The organism is Evansella sp. AB-rgal1 (assembly GCF_041820985.1).
GTDB lineage: Bacteria > Bacillota > Bacilli > Bacillales > Salisediminibacteriaceae > Evansella.
Genome location: NZ_JBGUAU010000023.1, coordinates 38,949 through 60,609 on the forward strand (window position 1 = coordinate 38,949; position 21,661 = coordinate 60,609).

22 protein-coding genes are annotated in these 21,661 nt (G+C 39.4%); 6 read left to right on the forward strand and 16 right to left on the reverse strand.

The genetic code is table 11. From position 1 onward, the window contains the following. The first annotated feature begins 353 nt into the window (after positions 1 to 353). Entirely contained in the window at positions 354 to 569 is a 216-nt protein-coding gene (locus ACERII_RS18150) for a hypothetical protein (protein ID WP_373644188.1), read from the forward strand. Between the two features lie 206 nt (positions 570 to 775). Here the strand turns inward: ACERII_RS18150 and ACERII_RS18155 are convergent, their stop codons facing one another. The 6 genes from ACERII_RS18155 to fabL all read right to left on the reverse strand — a co-directional run bounded on the left by ACERII_RS18155 (position 776) and on the right by fabL (position 7,613). Further along, positions 776 to 1,687 carry a glycoside hydrolase family 43 protein gene (locus ACERII_RS18155; RefSeq protein WP_373644189.1) on the reverse strand — a complete coding sequence of 304 codons (912 nt, stop codon included), beginning with the start codon at positions 1,685 to 1,687 and terminating at the stop codon, positions 776 to 778. A gap of 506 nt (positions 1,688 to 2,193) precedes the next feature. Then, positions 2,194 to 3,936, reverse strand: coding sequence for an ABC transporter ATP-binding protein (locus ACERII_RS18160; RefSeq protein WP_373644191.1), 1,743 nt, complete (start codon positions 3,934 to 3,936; stop codon positions 2,194 to 2,196). Positions 3,937 to 4,186: 250 nt separating this feature from the next. Then, positions 4,187 to 4,714: a nucleoside tri-diphosphate phosphatase gene (ntdP, locus tag ACERII_RS18165; protein WP_373644192.1), complete on the reverse strand. Its 528-nt coding sequence runs from the start codon at positions 4,712 to 4,714 to the stop codon at positions 4,187 to 4,189. Between the two features lie 23 nt (positions 4,715 to 4,737). Next, positions 4,738 to 5,202 carry a DUF3939 domain-containing protein gene (locus ACERII_RS18170; RefSeq protein WP_373644193.1) on the reverse strand — a complete coding sequence of 155 codons (465 nt, stop codon included), beginning with the start codon at positions 5,200 to 5,202 and terminating at the stop codon, positions 4,738 to 4,740. 1,305 nt (positions 5,203 to 6,507) lie between these two features. Next, complete coding sequence (locus tag ACERII_RS18175) at positions 6,508 to 6,684, reverse strand: gamma-type small acid-soluble spore protein (protein WP_373644194.1); 177 nt, start codon at positions 6,682 to 6,684, stop codon at positions 6,508 to 6,510. Positions 6,685 to 6,857: 173 nt separating this feature from the next. Continuing rightward, on the reverse strand, positions 6,858 to 7,613 hold the full coding sequence (gene fabL / locus ACERII_RS18180; protein WP_373644195.1) for an enoyl-[acyl-carrier-protein] reductase FabL: 756 nt from the start codon (positions 7,611 to 7,613) through the stop codon (positions 6,858 to 6,860). 137 nt (positions 7,614 to 7,750) lie between these two features. On the opposite strand from fabL, the gene ACERII_RS18185 reads away from it, so the two are divergent. The 3 genes from ACERII_RS18185 (at position 7,751) to ACERII_RS18195 (ending at position 9,575) form a co-directional block, all read left to right on the forward strand. Further along, entirely contained in the window at positions 7,751 to 7,975 is a 225-nt protein-coding gene (locus ACERII_RS18185) for a cytosolic protein (RefSeq protein ID WP_373644196.1), read from the forward strand. Positions 7,976 to 8,109: 134 nt separating this feature from the next. Continuing rightward, entirely contained in the window at positions 8,110 to 9,066 is a 957-nt protein-coding gene (locus tag ACERII_RS18190; RefSeq protein WP_373644197.1) for an NADPH:quinone reductase, read from the forward strand. 167 nt (positions 9,067 to 9,233) lie between these two features. Further along, complete coding sequence (locus ACERII_RS18195) at positions 9,234 to 9,575, forward strand: DUF4181 domain-containing protein (protein ID WP_373644198.1); 342 nt, start codon at positions 9,234 to 9,236, stop codon at positions 9,573 to 9,575. Between the two features lie 110 nt (positions 9,576 to 9,685). Here the strand turns inward: ACERII_RS18195 and ACERII_RS18200 are convergent, their stop codons facing one another. The 9 genes from ACERII_RS18200 to ACERII_RS18240 all read right to left on the reverse strand — a co-directional run bounded on the left by ACERII_RS18200 (position 9,686) and on the right by ACERII_RS18240 (position 19,826). Next, on the reverse strand, positions 9,686 to 10,225 hold the full coding sequence (locus ACERII_RS18200; RefSeq protein ID WP_373644199.1) for a chromate transporter: 540 nt from the start codon (positions 10,223 to 10,225) through the stop codon (positions 9,686 to 9,688). Then, entirely contained in the window at positions 10,222 to 10,791 is a 570-nt protein-coding gene (locus ACERII_RS18205; protein ID WP_373644200.1) for a chromate transporter, read from the reverse strand. The genes ACERII_RS18200 and ACERII_RS18205 overlap by 4 nt, the downstream gene beginning before the upstream one ends. A 222-nt stretch (positions 10,792 to 11,013) precedes the next feature. Next, positions 11,014 to 12,627, reverse strand: a complete 1,614-nt coding sequence (locus tag ACERII_RS18210; protein ID WP_373644201.1) for a gamma-glutamyltransferase family protein — start codon at positions 12,625 to 12,627, stop codon at positions 11,014 to 11,016. A 594-nt stretch (positions 12,628 to 13,221) separates the two neighbouring features. Next, positions 13,222 to 15,102 carry a PTS fructose transporter subunit IIABC gene (locus ACERII_RS18215; protein ID WP_373644203.1) on the reverse strand — a complete coding sequence of 627 codons (1,881 nt, stop codon included), beginning with the start codon at positions 15,100 to 15,102 and terminating at the stop codon, positions 13,222 to 13,224. A 17-nt stretch (positions 15,103 to 15,119) separates the two neighbouring features. After that, the gene (gene pfkB / locus ACERII_RS18220; RefSeq protein ID WP_373644204.1) at positions 15,120 to 16,031 is read right to left on the reverse strand and encodes a 1-phosphofructokinase; all 912 of its coding nucleotides are present in this window, start codon (positions 16,029 to 16,031) and stop codon (positions 15,120 to 15,122) included. Beyond that, complete coding sequence (locus tag ACERII_RS18225; protein ID WP_373644205.1) at positions 16,028 to 16,786, reverse strand: DeoR/GlpR family DNA-binding transcription regulator; 759 nt, start codon at positions 16,784 to 16,786, stop codon at positions 16,028 to 16,030. The genes pfkB and ACERII_RS18225 overlap by 4 nt, the downstream gene beginning before the upstream one ends. Positions 16,787 to 17,621: 835 nt before the next feature. Continuing rightward, positions 17,622 to 18,380 carry an SDR family NAD(P)-dependent oxidoreductase gene (locus ACERII_RS18230; protein WP_373644206.1) on the reverse strand — a complete coding sequence of 253 codons (759 nt, stop codon included), beginning with the start codon at positions 18,378 to 18,380 and terminating at the stop codon, positions 17,622 to 17,624. Continuing rightward, entirely contained in the window at positions 18,381 to 19,481 is a 1,101-nt protein-coding gene (gene mutY, locus ACERII_RS18235) for an A/G-specific adenine glycosylase (RefSeq protein ID WP_373644207.1), read from the reverse strand. Positions 19,482 to 19,520: 39 nt separating this feature from the next. Further along, a complete protein-coding gene (locus tag ACERII_RS18240) occupies positions 19,521 to 19,826 on the reverse strand; it encodes a hypothetical protein (RefSeq protein ID WP_373644208.1) in 306 nt (101 codons plus the stop codon). 172 nt (positions 19,827 to 19,998) lie between these two features. On the opposite strand from ACERII_RS18240, the gene ACERII_RS18245 reads away from it, so the two are divergent. Next, entirely contained in the window at positions 19,999 to 20,982 is a 984-nt protein-coding gene (locus ACERII_RS18245) for a metal-dependent hydrolase (RefSeq protein ID WP_373644209.1), read from the forward strand. A 52-nt stretch (positions 20,983 to 21,034) separates the two neighbouring features. On the opposite strand, the gene ACERII_RS18250 is transcribed toward ACERII_RS18245, so the two are convergent. Further along, positions 21,035 to 21,301 (reverse strand): YfhJ family protein, encoded by a 267-nt coding sequence (locus ACERII_RS18250; protein WP_373644211.1) that lies wholly within the window; start codon positions 21,299 to 21,301, stop codon positions 21,035 to 21,037. A gap of 148 nt (positions 21,302 to 21,449) precedes the next feature. Here ACERII_RS18250 and sspK point away from each other — a divergent pair, with 148 nt between their 5' ends. After that, entirely contained in the window at positions 21,450 to 21,602 is a 153-nt protein-coding gene (gene sspK / locus ACERII_RS18255; protein WP_373644213.1) for a small, acid-soluble spore protein K, read from the forward strand. The last annotated feature ends 59 nt before the right edge of the window (positions 21,603 to 21,661 follow it).

A 21,661-nucleotide genomic window follows, 5' to 3' on the forward strand; every position in this document is an offset into this window, starting at 1 on the left:
TAGCCTCGAAAAACACGCTTCAATAATTAGTCAAATATATAATTTAACTACCTTTGTTCGTTAGTATTCCATTTTGCTTTGGTGTGCCTGCATTCCTAGAGGTGCTTCCGAGCGAGCTACCTTCGAGTGCAAGCACTCTTTGACATCTCGCCTTGGCTCTGCTTCCCTCAAGACTTTGAATGAGCTTCCTTAAAACAACAACTCACGCAAAATACTGCGTATGCATTTTTCAATGAGTCTCGCTGGCACTGACCTCCACTCATTACATAGGAAGTTCATAGTTCTAAACTACTAAGTCAAACGAAAGATAGAGAATAGCATTTTAAAATTAGATCAAAGTAAGGGGAAGACAAATGATAAGACTAAATTTATTAAATATGTTACTAGTGTTAATACCTATTTTTCTATATATTAGAAGAAAAAATTATGTTAAAAATAAAGAGAACTTTGATATTCATAGAGAAATCATTGTTATTTTATTTTTCATTTATGTTTTAGCTGTTAGTTATCTAACACTTAAACCTTTTCACATGAATATTCCAATATTTAAACCCGTACAGTTAAACTAACTCAACAACATATTTAAAGACACGAAGAACTATTCTTCGTGTCTCTTTCAATGCGATTACTACTGTGATTTTGGTTGTGAAAGTTGTTTGATATGGTGTGAGATTCACAAATAAAGCACCTTTTGATTTCCTTGTGCGATACAAAGAGAAAAACAGCACTAATGTGGTCTTTCATTTGAATATGAATATAAGTGGCTTAACGCCCCCTACCTAGCTCCATAAGCTCGCACCAATGCATCGTACTCCTCCATCGTGATCGGCATGACGCCACCGTGCTTCGAGTTAACCGGAATGTCCAAATCCTCACCTTTTGTAAATTGCGCTGAGTTTAAATCCGCTGTAAAGTAAGGGAAATATTTTTTCTCCACCGCATAATGGTCTAATAATAAGCACCATCTTTCTTCCCCTTTTACTTTGAAGCACGCTGGCCCTTCTACTCCCACCACATCTTTCAGATTCGTATCTAACGGAGTGAACTCGCCTAATAAACTATCGGAAACTTCTACCGTAATCGTTTTCACTGTCTCGTCTTTGGAAAAACGATAGTACTTCCCATCCTCTTCAATGATCGTCGTGTCGATAACGTGATTCTCTCTTTCAATATATAACTCAGGCTTCGTAAACTCATTGAAATCCTTTGTCTTGGAAAAATAAATTCTTTGTTTCTCTTCCCCAAAGTTTTCACGAGATGCCCAAAACACTAGGAAATCATCTGCCTCTTTATCATAAATCGTTTCTGGAGCCCAAACACAGCCCGCTGTTTCAGGTCCAACTTTCACTAAGCGTTGATCTGACCAATGGACTAAATCCTCCGACTCCCAAACGACAATATGCTGGCTTCCCGATCTTTGCACCTCTTCCCAATCCTTACGATAATGCATCGATAAATCAGTACCAATTATGTAAAACTTCTTTTCCTTCGGCGAACGGATAATAAATGGATCTCTTACTCCCTTATCTCCCTGTGTAGACCTTAATACAGGCTTTTTGTCGTTGAGAGTATCCCACTTCAGTCCATCCTTACTTACTGAAAAATACACTTGCTCTGAATCGGCACTACCCTCATCCTGGTGGATAAAATGCACAAACAAATATGCTTCGTTATTCAATTCTGACATTTCCTGCTCCCCTTTGCTGAAAAAAATTGTGTTTTTGTTACACGGGCACACCCGTACAATGTGAAGGAAGTCTCTATGCTGTTTTAATATCCTTATGTTACCAGACCTTCATTTACTCATAGTAAAACGTTACCATTATTTATCGATCTTCACAACGCAAAAGGTTCTCTGAATGGAAACGATTTATCTCAACAAGGACCTTGATTACCTTCCTCCTTTTGTACTCCGCCTGAAGGTAATCAATAAATTCCTTTATTATCTTTTCTTGTCTCGAAAGATGCGGATTCGAGACATTTCCACCCCCTTCAAGCTTACGAAGGTAACCATAACACCTCTTTAGTTACCTTCCTTCCCCTGTAATACCAACGAAGGTAACCATAACACCCTATGGTTACCTTCCTCCCCCTTAACCGCCACAAAGGTCACGATCCCCCGAAATCCAAAGAAGATCACCATAGCCCTACACTATGATGACCTCCCCTTCACTATAACTACGCACTCTCACTCTATTCCAACGTCTGCACCTGGAACAAGTTATAATACGCTCCCTCTTGCTTCATCAATTCTTCATGCGATCCCATTTCTACCATACGTCCATCTTCAATAACTATAATCTTGTCTGCGTGTGTGATGGTGGATAATCGATGAGCGACAATAAATGTCGTCCTGTTTTCCGCCAATCGAACTAACGATTGCTGGATTAAATACTCACTTTCCAAATCCAACGCACTCGTTGCTTCATCGAATATTAAAATCTCTGGACTCTTCAAAAACACTCGTGCAATTGCTACACGTTGTTTTTGCCCACCAGAAAGCTTTACTCCTCGCTCTCCAATATTCGTGTCATATCCTTCTGGTAGCTCCATAATAAAGTCATGGGCATTTGCAGCCTTTGCAGCAGCAATGAGTTCCTCCTCGGTAGCCTCTGGACGCCCCATTAAAATATTAAATCGTACAGAATCACTGAAAATCACATTATCTTGTAATACGATCCCACTTCTGTCACGCAACGAGCGCATTTGATAATCACGAAGGTCCTTTCCATCAATGACAATCCGACCATCCGAAACATCGTAAAATCGAGGAATAAGACTGATAATTGTACTCTTTCCTCCCCCACTCATTCCTACAAGGGCTACTGTCTCTCCCCGCTCCACTCGAAAATTAATATCATGAAGCACATTTTGATCATCGTCGTAGCTAAAACTCACATTATCAAAAATTACTTCCCCTTGCGGATGAGAGTATGGCACGGCTCCCTTTTTATCCGTAATGTCATATTCCTCATCAATTAACTCAAACATACGGTCCATAGAAGCGATGGATTGTGTTAATGTTGTGGATGAATTAACCAGCCTACGTAACGGATTGTAAAGACGGTCCATATAAGCAACAAATGCTGCCATTGCTCCAACTGTTAAGTCTGTCTGAATAACTAACGCACCTGCCACTGCAATAACAAGGATAGGCGCAATATCAGTCAGTGTATTTACAACAGCGAATGTCTTTGCATTCCACCGTGTATGATCAATTGCTTTGTCTAAAAAATTCTCATTCCGCTTATCAAATTGCTTCTGCTCATGCTCTTCAATTGCAAAACTTCGAATCACGTTCATCCCTTGAAGTCGTTCATGAAGATGACTTTGTACCTCGGCTAATGCTTGAGATCGATGTCTCGTAAGTAAACGTAATTTACTAAAGAAATATTTAATGGACACCCCATAAAACGGCAATAAACAAATCGCTACTATCGTTAACCAAAAATCCATAGTGAACATAATAATAATGACAACAATGATAGAGAACATATCAAGCCATATGTTCATAACTCCTGTGATGACAAAGTTTTTTGTCTGCTCTACATCATGAACAACTCGAGAAATGATCTCTCCCGTTTTCCGATTAGAGTAAAACTTCAGGCTTAGCTTTTGCAAATGTTCAAACAGCTGATTTCGTATATCATATAGAACTTTGCTCCCAGTCCACTGGGCAAAATACTGGCGATAATATTCAACTGGAGGACGTAATACGATAAAAACAATGAGTACAATTCCCATTAGCCAGTACAATGATGTCATTTTCTCATCCACCGATAAGTTAGGTGCTCCGATAATATCATCAATGACATATTTTAATACAAGAGGAATCATAAGAGGAATTCCGAATTTAAATAATCCAATTAAAATGGTTATAATTATTTGTTTCCAATAAGGTTTTATAAATTTTAAATAACGTTTTATACTATCCAAGCTGACACCCCTAATCTTACTTTCACACTGTTTTTTTCTACTATTTCCTCCCGAAAGAAAGAATATCAATTATGCTTTATTATAGCTGGTTTGTGTGTTTCGATAATTGGAAGGGCTGATGATAATCTTTTCTTTTTTATTCTTCGGTCGTCGTGAATGGACATGATTACTTTTGAACCTACTTGATCCAAAAAGAAAAAGACGGTTTTGTTTATTTAACCGTCCTCCCTTGTATTATATGCAGAAACTTCTAGCGATATTGTAAAAATCTTTCGTACCAATACTCAATAAAACCTGGCTCAAAAGGACCTTTTTGTTGTCCTACCCAAGATACGAGCTCGTCCACACTACGACGGAGAATAACCTCCACTTCATCCGGGTAGTTCATCTGATTTTTATGTAGAGCAAATTCATCTTCATCTAACAGCTTGTACGTTTTATCCGGAAACACTTTAATATCTAAGTCATAATCAATATATTTTAATGCTTCGTCATCATATGTAAATGGGGTTCCTAAATTACAATAATAATGAATCCCGTCATTTCGTATCATTCCAATCACATTAAACCAATTATGAGCGGTAAAATAGCAGATTGCAGGTTCTCTCGTTCTCCACTGTCTTCCATCTGACTCTTGAACCATAATCCTGTCATTTCCACCAATCACTTCATGAGAAGTTCCTTTTAATATTATCGTTTCTTCCCAAACACGATGAAGCTGCCCATTGTGCTTATAGCTATGTACTTGTATGTTACTGCCTGTCTTGGGAAAACTCACATTTCTTCTCCTTTCTTAATTAATTATCTTGAAGCACGGTGGGTAACCATTCGATCTTTTGCATGTAAGTATAGATCAAACGGTGGTTTCTTGGTTAAATAATCTTTCAGCTTAAAATAACTAATCTGTTGATATGGATCTCCGGGAGTTATGGGATACTCTCCTTTTTCCAAAAAATATTGATCACAAGCAATTTGACATAAATCGATGTATTTAGGGTATTCTTGTTCTTCAAAAATTTCAAATGTCTCTTTTGACATGTAGAAATTCTTATCTGGTTTTCCGCCTAAGTGGGTGTGAAGTAAATTAAAGTCAATTTCATGAGTATCTAACACGATACTTCGAAGCGAAACTCCTTTAGGGAGATTGGAGGCATAATCATTTACTGCCTTTCTCACATCATCAATCGTAACAGTGACTATAGGTATCTCTTTTGACTTCCCATCATCTTCTTTCTTCTTGTTTTTCCCACTTTTCCAAAAGAACATTATATCCCTCCCACCATCTAGTGGTTAAAGTTGGTAATCCTCTCTAGCACATATATACACTTTACCCTTTTCTTTCTTCAATTCAACTTCATTATACTATTGATTTCCAAATTTTAAAATGATTATTAGAAATAGGCATTGACTAGGTCGGATTTTCTTGCTGGTTCGGTCACTTTAACACCTCCATTGTTACCCAAACCATCCTTTTCTTCCTCGTTCGGTCACTTTGGCACCTCCATTGTTACCCAACTTCGCATTTTCTTCCTCGTTCGGGCACTTTAACACCTCCATTGTTACCCAACTTCGCATTTTCTTCCTGGTTCGGTCACTTTAACTCCTCCATTGTTACCCAATCCATCCTTTTCTTCCCGGTTCGGTCACTTTAACACCTCCATTGTTACCCAACTTCTCCTTTTCTTCCTCGTTCGGTCACTTTAACTCCTCCATTGTTACCCAAACCATCCTTTTCTTCCTGGTTCGGTCACTTTGACACCTCCATTGTTACCCAACTTCTCCTTTTCTCCCTCGTTCGGTCACTTTGACACCTCCATTGTTACCCAACTTCTCCTTTTCTTCCTTGTTCGGTCACTTTAACTCCTCCTTTGTTACCCAAACCATCCTTTTCTTCCTGGTTCGGTCACTTTAACTCCTCCATTGTTACCCAACTTCTCCTTTGCTTCCTCGTTCGGTCACTTTGACTCCTCCATTGTTACCCAACTTCTCCTTTTCTCCCTCGTTCGGTCACTTTGACTCTTCCATAGTTACCCAATCCACCCTTTTCTTCCTCGTTCGGTCACTTTAACTCCTCCATTGTTACCCAACTTCTCCTTTTCTTCCTCGTTCGGTCACTTTAACTCCTCCATTGTTACCCAATCCACCCTTTTCTTCCTCGTTCGGTCACTTTAACTCCTCCATTGTTACCCAAACCATCCTTTTCTTCCTGGTTCGGTCACTTTAACTCCTCCATTGTTACCCAACTTCTCCTTTTCTTGCTGGTTCGGTCACTTTAACTCCTCCATTGTTACCCAATCCACCCTTTTCTTCCTCGTTCGGGCACTTTAACACCTCCATTGTTACCCAACTTCTCCTTTGCTTCCTCGTTCGGTCACTTTAACTCCTCCATAGTTACCCAATCCACCCCTTTCTTCCTCGTTCGGTCACTTTGGCACCATTTATTATTCCCCACTCACCTAATCCTTCCTAATTCGAGCACCCATCAAGCCTTTCCCAACATTAAAAACACCCCTTTTTCCGAATAGGAAAAAGGGGTGCTAGGACACTAATGAATTACATTAGCATAAGATATTACTGTTGTTTAGAAGAAGCTTGTTGCTTACGTTGTGCAGATTGTTGGTTTTGTTGACGTACTTCTTGTGCATCAGTCTCACTAGCAAATTCATAGTTATTGCTTTGCCCTTGTGCAGATTGTGCATTTTGTTGACGTACTTGCTGTGCGTTCGTTTTAGAAGCTCGCTTTGCCATCTTGTATCACCTCCACAGAGATTATCATCTCCACGAGGTAATTTTTTATCCGAAAAAAAAACGTCATTTTTTAAACAAATTTTTAAGACTTTAATGAAATGCAGTACTAACACTAAGTTATATAACGATACCAATTTTCTCCTTTTTTTGTCTGATTTACCCCTTCAAAAACGTCACGTCAATAATGAAATCCCACCATCAACAACAATAGTTTGTCCACAAATCATTTTGGCTTCTTCCGAAAGTAAAAATAATACTGCATCAGCTAAATCATCGGGTTCCACCAACCGCCCAGCAGGAGTTCTACTGATAGCATCACTCAATAGTTCTTCACGATTTGGAAAGTGTGTAAGAGCATCTGTGTCTACAGCACCTCCAGACACTGCATTCACTCGAATTTGAAAGGGAGCAAGTTCTACTGCCAAATAACGTGTTAGAGCCTCTACAGCAGCCTTAGAAACTCCTACTGTTGTATAGTTTTTCAAATACCTCTGTGACCCTAACGAACTTAAACTGACAATTGCTCCTCCATTTCCAGCATTTTTCATACGCTCTGCAGCTAGCTGCGAACAAAACAGCATCCCTTTATTGTTAATATCCATTGTCCAATCCCAATGACTTTCCTCTAGTTCCAACAGTGGTCTCAAAACACCAGACGCAGCATTGTTAACTAAAATATCCATTCTTCCAAATTTTTCATCTATCGCTTGGAACATCTCTTCTACTTTTTCTTTTTTGGCAATATTCGCTTTAAAGGTTAGTACTTCCACTCCCAACTTCTCAATTTCAGCAGCTGCTTCTTCCGCTTTCGAACGACTTCGCGCGTAATTTAAAACGATATTGTAGCCTTTTTCTGCTAATTTCATCGCAATTCGTTTTCCAATTCCCCTACTACTTCCCGTAATAAGTGCCACTTTTTTTTCGCTCATCAAATATACCCTCCATTAACAATCAATGTATTATCTTAATTTTGGTTATGTATCCAGTTATCGACCTCATTATATCGAATATGTAGACAATCATCTAGGAAAACTAGAAATAGTTTAACATTCAAGGAGGTAATTCTATGTACGTTGGGCGTGACTTTACAGAACTATCCATGTTACCTAAATCCGAATGGACGGAAAAAGAATTAGCTTATTTTCACCACAGCTTACAGCAAATGGTTCCTTATCTCAATTCAGAAGGTGTAACCATTCATAATGAAATCGTGGTTGAACTGATGGATCGTGGTGGATTAACTCACACAGAAGCAACATGGACGAGTGGAACGAGAATTCATTTTGACTAGAGCTTAGGCTTTTGGAAAAATAACATGTTCTATTTTTACACGATTTATTGCTTCCCCTTATCAATAAATCGTGATTTCTTTTATAAAAGCCTATACAATATAGATAAATCCAAATGTTGGGAGTGGGGGCTTATATGAAAGCAGTTGTTTATGAGCAATACGGAGGTCCTGAAGTTTTACAAGTAAAAGAAATGAGTAATCCATCGCCTAAGGAAAATGAAGTTTTAATAAAAGTAGGAGGCAGCGCTATCAATCCGGTTGATACATACTTCCGAAAAGGGATAAGACAAGTACCATCTTTTCCTCACATCCCTCATTTTGATTTAGGTGGAACGATTGTTGAAGTAGGAGAAAAAGTGACAGAATATAAAATAGGCGATAAAGTGTGGGGCACGAATATACCTGGAACATGCGCAGAATACGTTGTTGTTTCCACAGATCAAGTTTTTCCTCTACCAGATTTTGTTTCAGAAGTCGAAGGTGCTGCACTGGCAATGCCATTTATGACAGCTCACTTGTCGCTTCATTTCCGTGCTAAAGTCCAGCCAGGAGAATTCGTACTCATTTATGGCGGTGCAGGCGCAGTTGGTAACGCAGCAATTCAACTCGCAAAACGTGCAGGAGCAAAGGTTATTGCTACTGCCAGTACACAAGAAAAACTCGAGCTTTGCAAAAAAGCTGGCGCTGATTACGGAATTTTATATACAGAAGAAGATGTTGTTGAAAAGGTGAAAGGAATTACGGATGGCGTAGACGTCATTCTAGATATGTCCTTAAGTGAAAATATGGAGTCTGATTTAGAGATAATCAAAGTAGGTGGACGAATCATCACCATCGGCTCCCCGAAAAATAATGCCCCTATATTACCTTGGCGAGTCTTGAACCAAAAGCACGCGTCTTTAATGGGCGTACTTTTATTTACTGCTCCTAAAGGAGAATTAGTGAAGGCTGGAGAGGAAATTAGTAGCTTACTATCACAAAAGACCATCCATTCACATGTTGGAGCAACCTATCCCTTTGAAGAAGCAGCGAAAGCTCATCAAGCGATAGAAGCCCACACCCTGAACGGCAGTATCGTACTCATACCATAAAGGTCCTAATTAATATAATGGCTCCGTTCATTTGAACAGGGCCATTTTTATTGTTAAAAACAACAAGTTTCTTCTTTGAACTTAGTGGCATCCTGAAGTGAAAATAGAGTCCTTAATAAAACCCATCATATGGAAGATATGGTACACTTTATTCAGGAGGTGTTTCTATGATTTGGGTAAGTATTTTCGTAATTACCTTGTTATGGTTTTTCATTGGACGGTTAGTAAAGCAAAAGTTACATATACCGAAAAGAACTTGGGGCTACAAACATGAAAGGAAAAGCTTCGCAATTCTATTTTATCTTATGCTAATAAGCTTTGTACTCTTTGGTGTTCTCTATGACAATGCAAACCCCTTTCTTTTGTTCCCATTCTTAGGAGTACTAATAAATTTATTATTTAGTGTAGAACAATATTTATTTAAGAAACAAGAAAAGCAATATCTCCTATATCTACTTGATGGCGCCGCGTGGTTATTCCTAGGCATTACTGTATATATGTTCATATAATATAAATTTCCACCTAAAATAAGGGTCCTGAAGAAGAGTTCAGGTCCCTCATTAATAACGTATACATTTAGACTATCTGGTTGTTCACAATAACACCAATCTCTGTCACTCTACCCCGCTGGTGCTAAGAATACCGCTCCATATACTAACGCACCTAAAATCACATATGCAGGGTGCACCTTCTTTTTTTCCAAAAGATAATAGCTTACTCCTAGTAAAAAGATTGTTTGTAGCCATCCACTTTCTAAATATGAAGTTTCAACAAACCGAATGGTAAGCATCCCTAAAAGCACAGCAATTGTCGGACGCACGATATTGGACAATAGCTTTACCTTTGGTGAATCCTTAAATTTATATAAGATACTTAGTAAGATAACCATTAAAATAAGCGATGGAGCTATGGTAGCAAATAGTCCTACAGAAGCACCTAAAATCCCCCCTTGCTCAAAGCCTATATATCCCGCCATTTTCGTTGCGATTGGGCCAGGTAGAGCATTTCCAAGTGCTAATACTTCCCCAAATTCCTCTACGGACATCCAGCCGTAACGGTGTACTACTTCATACTCAATAAGAGGAATGGTTGCAGGACCTCCACCGTAGCCCACAATGCCAGGGATAAAAAATGCTAAAAATATCTCCCAATAGATCATGACGTTTCACCGTCCTTTTTCTTCGTAGCAGCTTTTGACGGTTTCTTCAAAAATACGAAAAGTATTAAACCACCGATAACAATGGCCGGGTGCAAATTCAAAATTTCAATAAAAAGAAAAGAAAAGACCAGAAGAAAAATGACTTTCATCCACCCGAATGCCTTATTTGAGCTGTCTATGAAGCTCCATGTTAAAACCCCCATCATCACTGCAACGACAGGAATTACTCCGTGGGTCATCCCGCGAACCCATGTATATTCTCGAAATGATGCTAAGGAAGTTAGTAGAATTATCATTAAAATTACAGTAGGAAAAACGGATGCTATAACTGCATTAAACATTCCAAGTACGCCACCTACACGATATCCGATATAACCTGCCATCTTTGTTGCGATAGGTCCTGGTAACGTATTACCAATTGCTAAAATGTCAGCAAACTCTTCACTTGTCATACTCTTATAACGTTCGACAACTTCTTTGTGAAAAAGAGGGATGGAGGCTGGCCCACCGCCATATCCTAACAGCCCTACTCGTAAAAATGCCATAAAAATTTGAGCTTGACTCATACTATTGCTCCTTCATTTACTTAGAAAAACTCTGGGCTTATCACTACATTCATTGCGAAAGCCTTTGTTTGTCTTATACTTTTAACTTTTTTAGGAAAGACAATTTCTAGATGCAAAACGCAAGCGCCTTTGTTTAGGCGCTCAACGTTTTCATTTTTCTACTATATTTTTCCCAAAATATTTTATTCATTATTTCACGTTATTTTTCCCAAAAAAAGTGTATTAATAAACAGCGATGGAACCATCCGTTCTTGATTCGGTTCCCCCGGCTAAAACTCCTGTCTTCGGATCTCTCCAGATAATTTGCCCTCTACCGAAACTGCCTGATTGATGGGTAACCTGAATGTTGTGGCCTTTGCCAGACAAGGCAACAGCTATATGATTTGGTACTGCTTGCTCAAGCATAACGTGCTTATCTTTCATCCACTGCCACCTTGGTGCATCTAATGCAGCTTGCGGGTTAAGTCCAAAGTCGATGGTATTCATGACAACTTGCATGTGACCTTGTGGCTGCATGAATCCTCCCATTACGCCGAATGGACCAACAGCTTCATTTCCTTTTGTTAAAAAGCCTGGGATAATCGTATGATACGTTCGTTTCCCTGGCTTTAATGCATTATCGTGGTTAGGATCTAGACTGAAATTGTGGCCACGGTTTTGTAACGAAATCCCTGTGCCTGGAACAACTAGGCCAGAACCAAAGCCCATGTAGTTACTTTGAATAAAGGAAACCATATTTCCTTCTCCATCCGCTGTTGCTAAGTATACCGTTCCGCCTTTAGAAGGCTCACCTGCAGTTGGTGTTAGTGCTTCGTCTCCGATTAGAGCACGTCGCTCTTTTCCGTATTCCTCACTTAATAATTGGGAAACTGCAACGGACATTTCTGACTCTTCCGTAATATATTTTTCACCATCTGCAAATGCAAGCTTCATCGCTTCGATTTGCTTATGGAATGTGTCTACTTCATCACGAGCTTGGAACTCATCATTTTTCAGCATATTCAGAGCCATTAGGGCGATCATCCCTTGACCGTTCGGAGGAATTTCCCACACGTCGTAGCCTTTATAATTTACACTAATTGGTTTTACCCACTCTGGTTTGAATGCAGCTAAATCTTGTTTTGATAAGTAGCCACCATATTGTTTTGAGTAAGCATCCATTTTTTCTGCAAGTTCACCAGTGTAAAAATCTTCAGCATTTGTCTCTGCAATCGCTTCTAGTGTTGTAGCATGACCTTCCGATTTCCATACCTCTCCTACTTTCGGTGCTTCTCCATTCGGTGTAAATGTTTCAAACCAGCTATCAAACTCTTTACCGCTCAACGCATTTTTGTATGCCTTTGCTGCGCCATTCCAATAGTGAGCTAAAGTTGGACTCAATGGGTATCCGTTGCGAGCATAATTTATTGCCGGTTCTAGTACCTCCGTCAGTGGAAGCTTACCAAATTTTTTCGAGAGCTCTCCCCATGCAGCAGGAGCACCAGGCACAGTTACTGGAATCCATCCGAACTTTGGAATTTCATCAATTCCTCGTTCCTTCAGTTTTTCAATGGAGATCGCAGCTGGCGCTGGACCGCTCGAGTTTAATCCGTGTAGCTCTCCTTTTGTCCAAACGAGTGCAAACGCGTCTCCACCAATACCATTGGATGTAGGTTCAACAACTGTTAGACATGCCGCAGTAGCGATCGCCGCATCAATTGCATTGCCACCTTTTTTCAAAATATCAAGACCAGCCTGAGCTGCTAGTGGTTGTGATGTCGCAACCATTCCATTCTTGCCGTATGTAACGTTTCTTTGAGCAGCATAAGGATAATAAGAACTATCAAATGAGACCATCTTTTAAAAAACCTCCTATGTTTTAACTAAAACTAATAGTAGCATATTTCGGGTATCGAAGGAATGTAAATGAATGGATATCTACCATTCAATCTAACACATCCTTCTCTTATTATCACTTAATATTTGGGGAACATTACAATTATTTTGGCGAGGAGTATTTCTGTTTTGAAAACCGATGCAGGGGGGAAATACATTTTAGTAACTTCAAGCAAGACCCTTCATTAGCCAAAGAACTGGGATTGTTGACGGGGGTGCATCATGGAGGCTTTAGGGTGATACCACAGTGGCCTTATGGTGGCTTCTTGGTGGCTTCATCGTTACCGAGCTAGCTAGTTTTCTCTGTTCGGTCATTATAGCTAATAGTTAATGTTTGTTAAAGAACATTTGATGTGAAAACAAAGTTGAAATAGAAAATATTTGAGTTTAATTTCCTTTTCAACATCGAAATAAAGTCAAAACGGAAATTAAACCGTATTATATACCATTTACTCGTTGAAGACATCCTTCCATGTCTAATAAAGTTGCTTTCTTAAGCTGCAAAAAAGACGACCAGGCATAATGCCTCGTCGTCCTTATCCAACCAAACCGACCCTACTTCAAATCAACTGGCTTTTTCCAAAAACCAATCATTAATGCTGTTATCACTGCACCGATTAATACCGCCAACAAGTATAGTGGCCAGTTTCCAACTGCAACAAATACTACGAACAATCCACCATGAGGTGCCATCAGTGTGTTGCCGAATAACATTGCTAAACCACCAGCAACGGAAGAACCAACAATAATCGATGGGATTACACGACCAGGGTCTGCTGCTGCAAATGGGATTGCACCCTCTGTAATAAATGACGCACCCATAATGTAGTTCGTTTTCCCTGCTTCTTTTTCTTGCTTCGTAAACTTATTTTTAAATAAAGTGGTAGCTAAAGCAATTCCAAGTGGTGGAACCATTCCACCAGCCATGATCGCCGCATGTGGAGCGAAGTTTCCTGCATCGATCATTGCAATACCAAATGTGAACGCTGCTTTGTTAATTGGACCACCCATATCTACTGCCATCATTGCACCAAGTAATAATCCAAGTAAAACGATGTTTCCAGTACCCATTCCAGATAACCAGTTTTCTAGAGTTGTATTGAACCAGCCTACAGGACCGATGATCCATTCCATCATAATATAACCAGATAAGAAGATACCAAATAACGGATAAAGTAAAATTGTTTTAATACCAGCTAACGATTGTGGCATTGATTTAAAAATAACTTTTAGTAACTCTACTAAATAACCAGCTAAGAAACCTGCAATAATACCACCTAAGAACCCTGCGCCACCAGTCGACGCAATCAAACCAGCAACCATACCAGGTGCGAAACCGGGACGATCAGCTATACTCATTGCGATAAATGCAGCAAGTACTGGGACCATTAGATAGAACGCATTTCCGCCACCAATATCCATTAATAACTGTGCGAAAGGATGGAATTCCGGACTGTCCGGATCAAATGCTTCAACTCCAAAGAAGAAGGATATTGCGATTAAAATACCTCCACCTACAACGAATGGGAGCATGTTTGATACACCATTCATCAAGTGCTTGTAGAATCCAGATTTCTTTCTCTCTCCACTTTCACTAGTAGAGCTTCCACCCTCTCCTTGGAAAACAGGAGCAGTACCACTAATCGCTCGTTTCAATAATTCTTCCGGTTTACGAATTCCTGCAGTTACAGGTTCTTCAATTAAACGCTTTCCAGCAAATCGTTCTTTTTCTACTTTTGTGTCCGCCGCAATAATTATTGCATCTGCTTTACGAATCTCTTCATCTGTTAATCTATTTTTCACACCATCGGAACCATTCGTCTCTACCTTAATCTTAATACCAAGAGCTTTTGCCTTATCTTTAAGAGAGTCAGCAGCCATATACGTATGTGCGATTCCAGTAGGACAACCAGTTACTGCAACAACAAACTTTTCTTTCGAGTCACTCATCTTTACATCATTCTCTTCAGATGCTAATTTTTCTTTCTCTTTTTCATTGATTGCCGTTAAAACCTCTTCTTTTGAATTCGCTTTCATCAATATACGTCTGAAATCTTCGTCGATTAGTAAAGTGGACAGGCGTGATAATGTTTGTAAATGTGCATTATTTGCTCCTTCACTTGCAGCTATCATAAAAAATAAGTGGCTAGGTTTTCCATCTAACGAATCATAATCTATTCCTTTGTGAGACCTACCAAACACAATCGTTGGATGCTTTACCGCGCTGGTTTTTGCATGAGGAATTGCAATTCCATCTCCAATCCCCGTAGTTGTTTGTTGTTCTCTTTCATGAATTGCTTCAATGAACTTACTTTTATCTTTCAAGCGCCCCGCTCTGTCTAATTCACTAGCAAGTTCTTCAATTACATCGTTTTTTGTTGACGATCTCAAATCTAAAATCATCGTCTCCTTCAGTAATAATTCAGAAATTCTCATTGAATACACCCACCTTTTTATAAATGTTTTATAGAAATTTGTTGGAGAAGCTCATTAATGTTTTTTTCTGTACAAAATCCGTCAGAAAAGGCTGTAGCACTACCTGAAGCAATTCCAAATTGAAATGCTTTCTCTATATCCTGATGTTGATGATATGAAGCGATAAAACCAGCTACTACAGAATCACCAGCACCGACGGAATTTTTCACCGTTCCCTTTGGCACGTTACCAAATAGTACATTTTCTTCGTTGATAAGAAGTGCACCATCTCCAGCCATAGAAACAATGACATTTTGAACGCCTTGTTTCACTAGCTGTTTGCCTGATTCCACAATCTCTTCTATTGATTCGTGACTTTTTCCAAATAACTCATTTAGCTCATGATGATTTGGTTTTATTAAAAATGGTTTCGCATGTATGCTTTCAGATAGTGCATCACCACTTGTATCCAAAATTGTGTAGATGCCTTTTCCCTCAAGCTCATTCATTAGCTCAAAGTAAAAGTTTTTTGGTAAAGATTCAGGAAGGCTTCCTGCTAAAATCAAGTAATCTCCAGCTTCGAGATGTTGAAGTTGCTCTTTTAATTTGTTTACTTGTTCTTCATGAATTATTGGCGAGCGTCCGTTTACCTCAGATTCTTGCTCGGTTCTTAATTTCACATTTATTCTTGTATCTCCATCTACCTCGATGAAGTCCGTTTCTATTTGCTCGTTTCGTAACGCGTCTTTAATGAATCTACCTGTAAAGCCACCAACAAAACCAAAAGCTTTTGTTTTTATATTTAAGTTGTTTAAAACCCTGGAAACGTTAATTCCTTTTCCTCCTGGATTTTTCATCTCTGATGATGTTCTGTTCGTTTTCCCTAATTCAAAGTTTTCAACGGAAACAATATAATCAACAGATGGATTTAATGTAAGTGTATAAATCATTTCACATCTACCACCTTTACTTCTGTCATTTTTTCATACGGCACAATGATCTCCTCTTCTACATAACTAGAGGTAATAATCGTCGCTTTTGTTAGATCCGCAATTTTCGAAAAAGTCGAATCATCAAATTTCGAATGGTCAGCAACTACAAACGCTTTGTTTGCTCTTGTTATTGCCAATTCTTTTACATGAGCTTCTTCTGGGTCCGGTGTTGTAAAACCATGGACCACATCCAATGCATTTGTTCCAATAAACGCTTTATCGAATTGATACATTTGTAACGATTCCATCGCGCCTCTTCCTATCATTGCATGGGTGCCACTTTTCACTAAACCACCGACAATATAGGTTTTTATGTTGTTCTGCAATGCTATTGTTAGGATGTTTAACCCATTCGTGACAATCACGATATCTTTATCCCGCAAGTATGGAATCATTGCCTTTGTTGTCGTACCTGCATCGATAAATACGCTATCGCCTTTTTTAATCAAAGAAGCAGCATATTCCCCAATCGCTTCTTTTTCTGCATTATATTTCGTTTCTTTCTCTTCAATGGTTGGCTCTTCTATTTTGTTTGCGACTAGCTTTGCACCACCATGAATTCTCTTTAACTGTCTGCTGTTTTCTAATTCAGTCAGATCTCTTCGGATAGTAGATTCAGAAGCATTGGTAGCATCTACTAATTCCTGTATTTTCACAATTTCCTTTTCTTCTAACAATGACAATATAAATTGTTGTCTCTCAAATGTGAGCATTTGTTATCCCTCTCCTCACTTTGTATTTTCAGTATAATTGTAACGCTTTCAAAAATCAATCATTTTCTTTCACTTTCGTTCAAAATATTTCACACCGATACACCTAAACATTCGAAAACGATCAATCCGGTGCTACTTTTTGATTATGTAAACTAAAGAAAACACACTGTAGAACAATATTGTTGGCTGTTTTTGACTGAAAGATTCTCAATCAGGGTTGGCTGAAATAGCATCTAGTTATAGCTCCCTCATACTCACGGATGCTCGCGGATTTAACCTGCGACTCCGGTAGGCGCTACCACGGTAGCGCCTACAAAGCGACCTAGTCAAAAGCTCCCTCATACTCGCGCATGCTCGCGGATTTAACCTGCGACTCCGGTAGGCGCTACCACGGTAGCGCCTACAAAGCGACCTAGTCAAAAGCTCCCTCATACTCACGCATACTCGCGAATTTAACCTGCGACTCCGGTAGGCACTACCACGGTAGCGCCTACAAATGGACCTAGTCAAAAGCTCCCTCATACTCACGGATGCTCGCGGATTTAACCTGCGACTCTGGTAGGCGCTACCACGGTAGCGCCTACAAAGCGACCTAGTCAAAAGCTCCCTCATACTCGCGCATGCTCGCGAATTTAACCTGCGACTCCGGTAGGCGCTACCACGGTAGCGCCTACAAATGGACCTAGTCAAAAGCTCCCTCATACTCGCTCTTACTCGCGGATTTAACCTGCGACTCCGGTAGGCGCTACCACGGTAGCGCCTACAAAATGACCTAGTCAAAACCTCTCAAAAAAAGAGAGCCTCCACATGAGAGCCCCCTCCTCAAATCACCAGCCTAAAAATTCGACTTTGACTGTCCACCATCAACGTTGAGTGTTGCGCCTACTACCCAGCTTGCTCGTTTCGAAGATAAAAAAACTACTACATCCGCAATTTCCTCTACCGTTCCAAAACGCCCTGCAGGAATTTCATCTTTCACAAACTGCGCCATTTTTTCTGGATTCTCTTCTATCCTTCTTTGCCAGTTTCCTGTTGGGTGAAGAATGGATCCAGGGGCAACACCATTTACTCGAATACCATCTGTTATTAATTCATCAGCCAATGACTTCGTGAAGGAAATCATTGCAGCCTTTGCGCTATTATACGTGGGCTTTCCTCCTGATTCTCGTCCGAACACAGAAGAAATGTTTACAATCGCCCCCTCTTTTGCATCCTTCATATATGGAACAGCTAGCTGACTAAAGTGAACCGCCGAAAAATAGTTTAGATTCATCGCTTCCTCAAACAAGTCCAGGGAAGTTTCCATCGTTGTAGACCCATTACTTCCCCCAACATTATTAATTAAGATGTCTATACCTCCAAACGTAGAAACAAATTGTTGAAATGCTGCTTCCCGACTTGACTTCTCCAACAAATCAGCTGATATCGTCTCGACCTCTGGGAATTCACCCTTCACTTTATCTAACGCTTCTTTCCCTCTCGCTACAACTGCTACCTTCGCACCTTCTGCTAAAAATGCTTCCGCAATTCCTTTTCCGATACCTTTTGATCCGCCAGTAACGAGTACTCGTTTATTCTCCAATCCTAAATCCATTTACTTTCCTCCTCCTAAAACACCTACCGCAATTTTTTGATGCGAAACTGGAAAGGCATATTGATCTACATCATTCATATCGACAAACACCATAGAGCTCTCTGAAAACTTACTTTCATCACTGATCTTAGAAAGAGATCCTACATACACATCAATTTCCCATACTATATGGGAAAAAACATGTTTTACCTTCTGGACAACATCTGGACCTATTTCCACAGTAACACCACCTTGTTTTTCCAAAAAAGCAGTAAGGTCCGTAATGCCTTGTTCATATGACTCCATATTTGGAAACTGCCAAAGCTTTGCTAGTAATCCGGAATCAGGTCGTTTCTCGATAAGTACTTGTCCTTTTTCATTCGTAATAACTACTGCTTTCATATTTTTCCCCACTGGAGGTGTCTTCTTCTTTTTCACTGGAAGGGATTCTTGCACTCCCTCTTCACGGGCTTTGCAATGAGTCTGTACTGGACAGATTAAACATGCAGGTGAAGTTGGAGTACAAATGGTTGCTCCTAATTCCATCATTGCCTGGTTAAAGGAGGAAGGATCTTCTTGAGAAATAATTTCTACAACTATACTCTCAAACTTTTTCCGAGTTGAGACCTTCATAATATCGTCTTCGATGAGAAAAATTCGCGATAATACTCGCATCACATTTCCATCTACCGCAGGTGCGGGAATATTATAGGCAATACTTAAGATCGCCCCAGCCGTATATGGGCCAACACCCTTTAGCTGATGTACTTTTTCAGAGTTGTCAGGTACTTTTCCTCCATACGTTTCTTTCACTTCTTTCACCGCTTGGTGGAGGTTTCTCGCGCGAGAATAATATCCTAAACCTTCCCATGCCTTTAATACCTTCTCTTCTTCCGCGTTTGCCAAGTCTTCCACCGTTGGAAAAAGACTCATGAATCGTTCAAAATACGGAATAACAGTTGCTACCTTTGTTTGCTGTAGCATAATCTCAGATACCCAGATTTTATATGGATCTCTTTCTCTTCTCCAAGGTAAATCACGTTTGTTTTCGTTGTACCACTCTAGAAGGTCTTGTTGAAATTCTTCGATGTTCCACTCCGTAAGTACTTCATTTGTTGACACTTATTGGTTCCTCCTCATATGTTTAAAAAGGTGATTTTTCTATTTTTTCAAAAATGCCCAGCAATGTACCTTTTCAATGCCACCTGGCACATACTCGTTTAGTTTTCCAAACACAGGGTGGTCCTTGTCTTTTCTCCATTTTTTTATAGAGTTGTAATGAGACATTGTAGGAACCTTATACATTTCTACATACAAAGCTCCTTGATCGGCTGCTTTATACCACTGGAAATCAGTCACTTCATAATCCCCAACTTCTGCACCGATTTTTTCCATCGCTTGTTCGTATTCTTTTACGAGTTCAGGCTTAATTTTATATTCCATAAAAACTTGAATTTGTTGATTCATTCAATATTCTCCTTTTGAAAACTATCTATTTTGGGTAATAATAAAGATATAGAAAATTGTTCACGTGTTTCGGAAATTTACGAAGCTCAAATCTAAATTACATATACAATTTACTTCTTCATTGTATTATTGTATCAAGAAACCCCATTCTCATCATCAAGGAGTGAAGAAAATGGATACAGGAACACATGTGGTGATGGGGGTCGCTATCGGAGGATTAGCAACACTTGATCCAGTTGTTTCAAGCAACCCCGCTATGACCCAAGCAGTTATGATTGGAGCCATTGTCGGATCTCAAGCGCCAGATTTTGATACTATTTTGAAGTTAAAAAATAATGCTGTTTACATCCGAAATCATCGTGGCGTCACCCACTCTATACCATTTTTGTTTATTTGGCCAACAGCAATTACCCTTTTATTAGGATCATTAATGCCAAATATTCAGCTATTCCACTTGTTTATGTGGACATTTTTAGCAGTGTTTTTACATGTGTTTGTCGACATCTTTAATGCTTATGGAACAAAAGCATTAGCACCAATACAAGATAAATGGATTGCATTAGGGATTATTAATATTTTTGATCCCTTCATTTTCATTGCACATATCATAGGTATTGTCATGTGGAGATTTGGATCAGACCCTGGCTGGACATTCCTTACTATGTACATTATCATAATTGGCTATTATTTATGGCGTATTTGGACCCATCGCAAAGTGTATGAAGAGTTAAAAAGAAAACATCCTGATTCCACTCATATCTTTATTTCACCTACGTTCCGTTGGAGTTCTTGGCATGTTGTAATTCGAACGAAGGAAAAAATGCATGTTGCCAAGGTGCGAGGTTTAGACGTCCAGTATTTTGAAACATATCCATTTGAACCAATACCAGATGATGAAATCATCAATGCGGCACGTAAAGACGATGCTAACCTAAAAGCATTTCTATCTTTTTCCCCTGCCTATAGGTGGGAAGTTACAGAAGAGGATCATGGCTATACAGTAAAATTTGTTGATTTACGATATCGCAGCAAAGGACACTATCCCTTTATCGCTATCGTTCGTCTTGATTCAAACTTGAATATACTCTCTTCTTATACGGGATGGATTTATAACACAGAAACACTTCAGCGGAAATTGGAATTTATACCCACCTAACAAAAGGGTGTCCGAAAGGTTGATTGTAACCTTTTAGACACCCTTTTCCCTCTTAATGATAAAAACGTTTTTTTTCAAACAACTCACGGTATTTCGGCTTCTCTAGCAGCACTTCATGAAGCCGAGGTCCGTAGTGATCTATCCATTCTAATAAGACTTTTTCTGTCATATCTTTCCCTTTATATTTGTGTCCAGCTTTCGCGTAAGTGGATTCAAAATCTTCCCATAAGAGTTCAATCCACGTTCTTGCTTCCGAGTAAGACATGTTGTCATTGTGCTCCAACAACCGATTTGTTAATCTTTCGAAATAATCATTCACCTTTTTGAACCCCCTTGTCAAGAATTACAATTCATTTTATTTTGTAAGCATCGCACACTATAAATGCTCCATTAAACTTTTTTTCGGAAAAACAGTGTGGTTTTCCATGGAAGTTTGTTACTTCCTACAATTGAAGGAGGGTATTTCATTGCGAAATAAAGCAAAAGGTTTTCCACATCATAAGGACATTGATGGTGTACCACGAGCAAAGGCTCAATATGCTTCACGAAGAGCAGATGGAACCATAAATACTCATCCAGCGGAAAGAATGCAAGCATCTTCTCATAGAGAAAATGAGTAAGAGCTTCGATTTGTTGTGTGTATCAAAGGGTCATTCCGACCTTTTGATACTTTTTACCT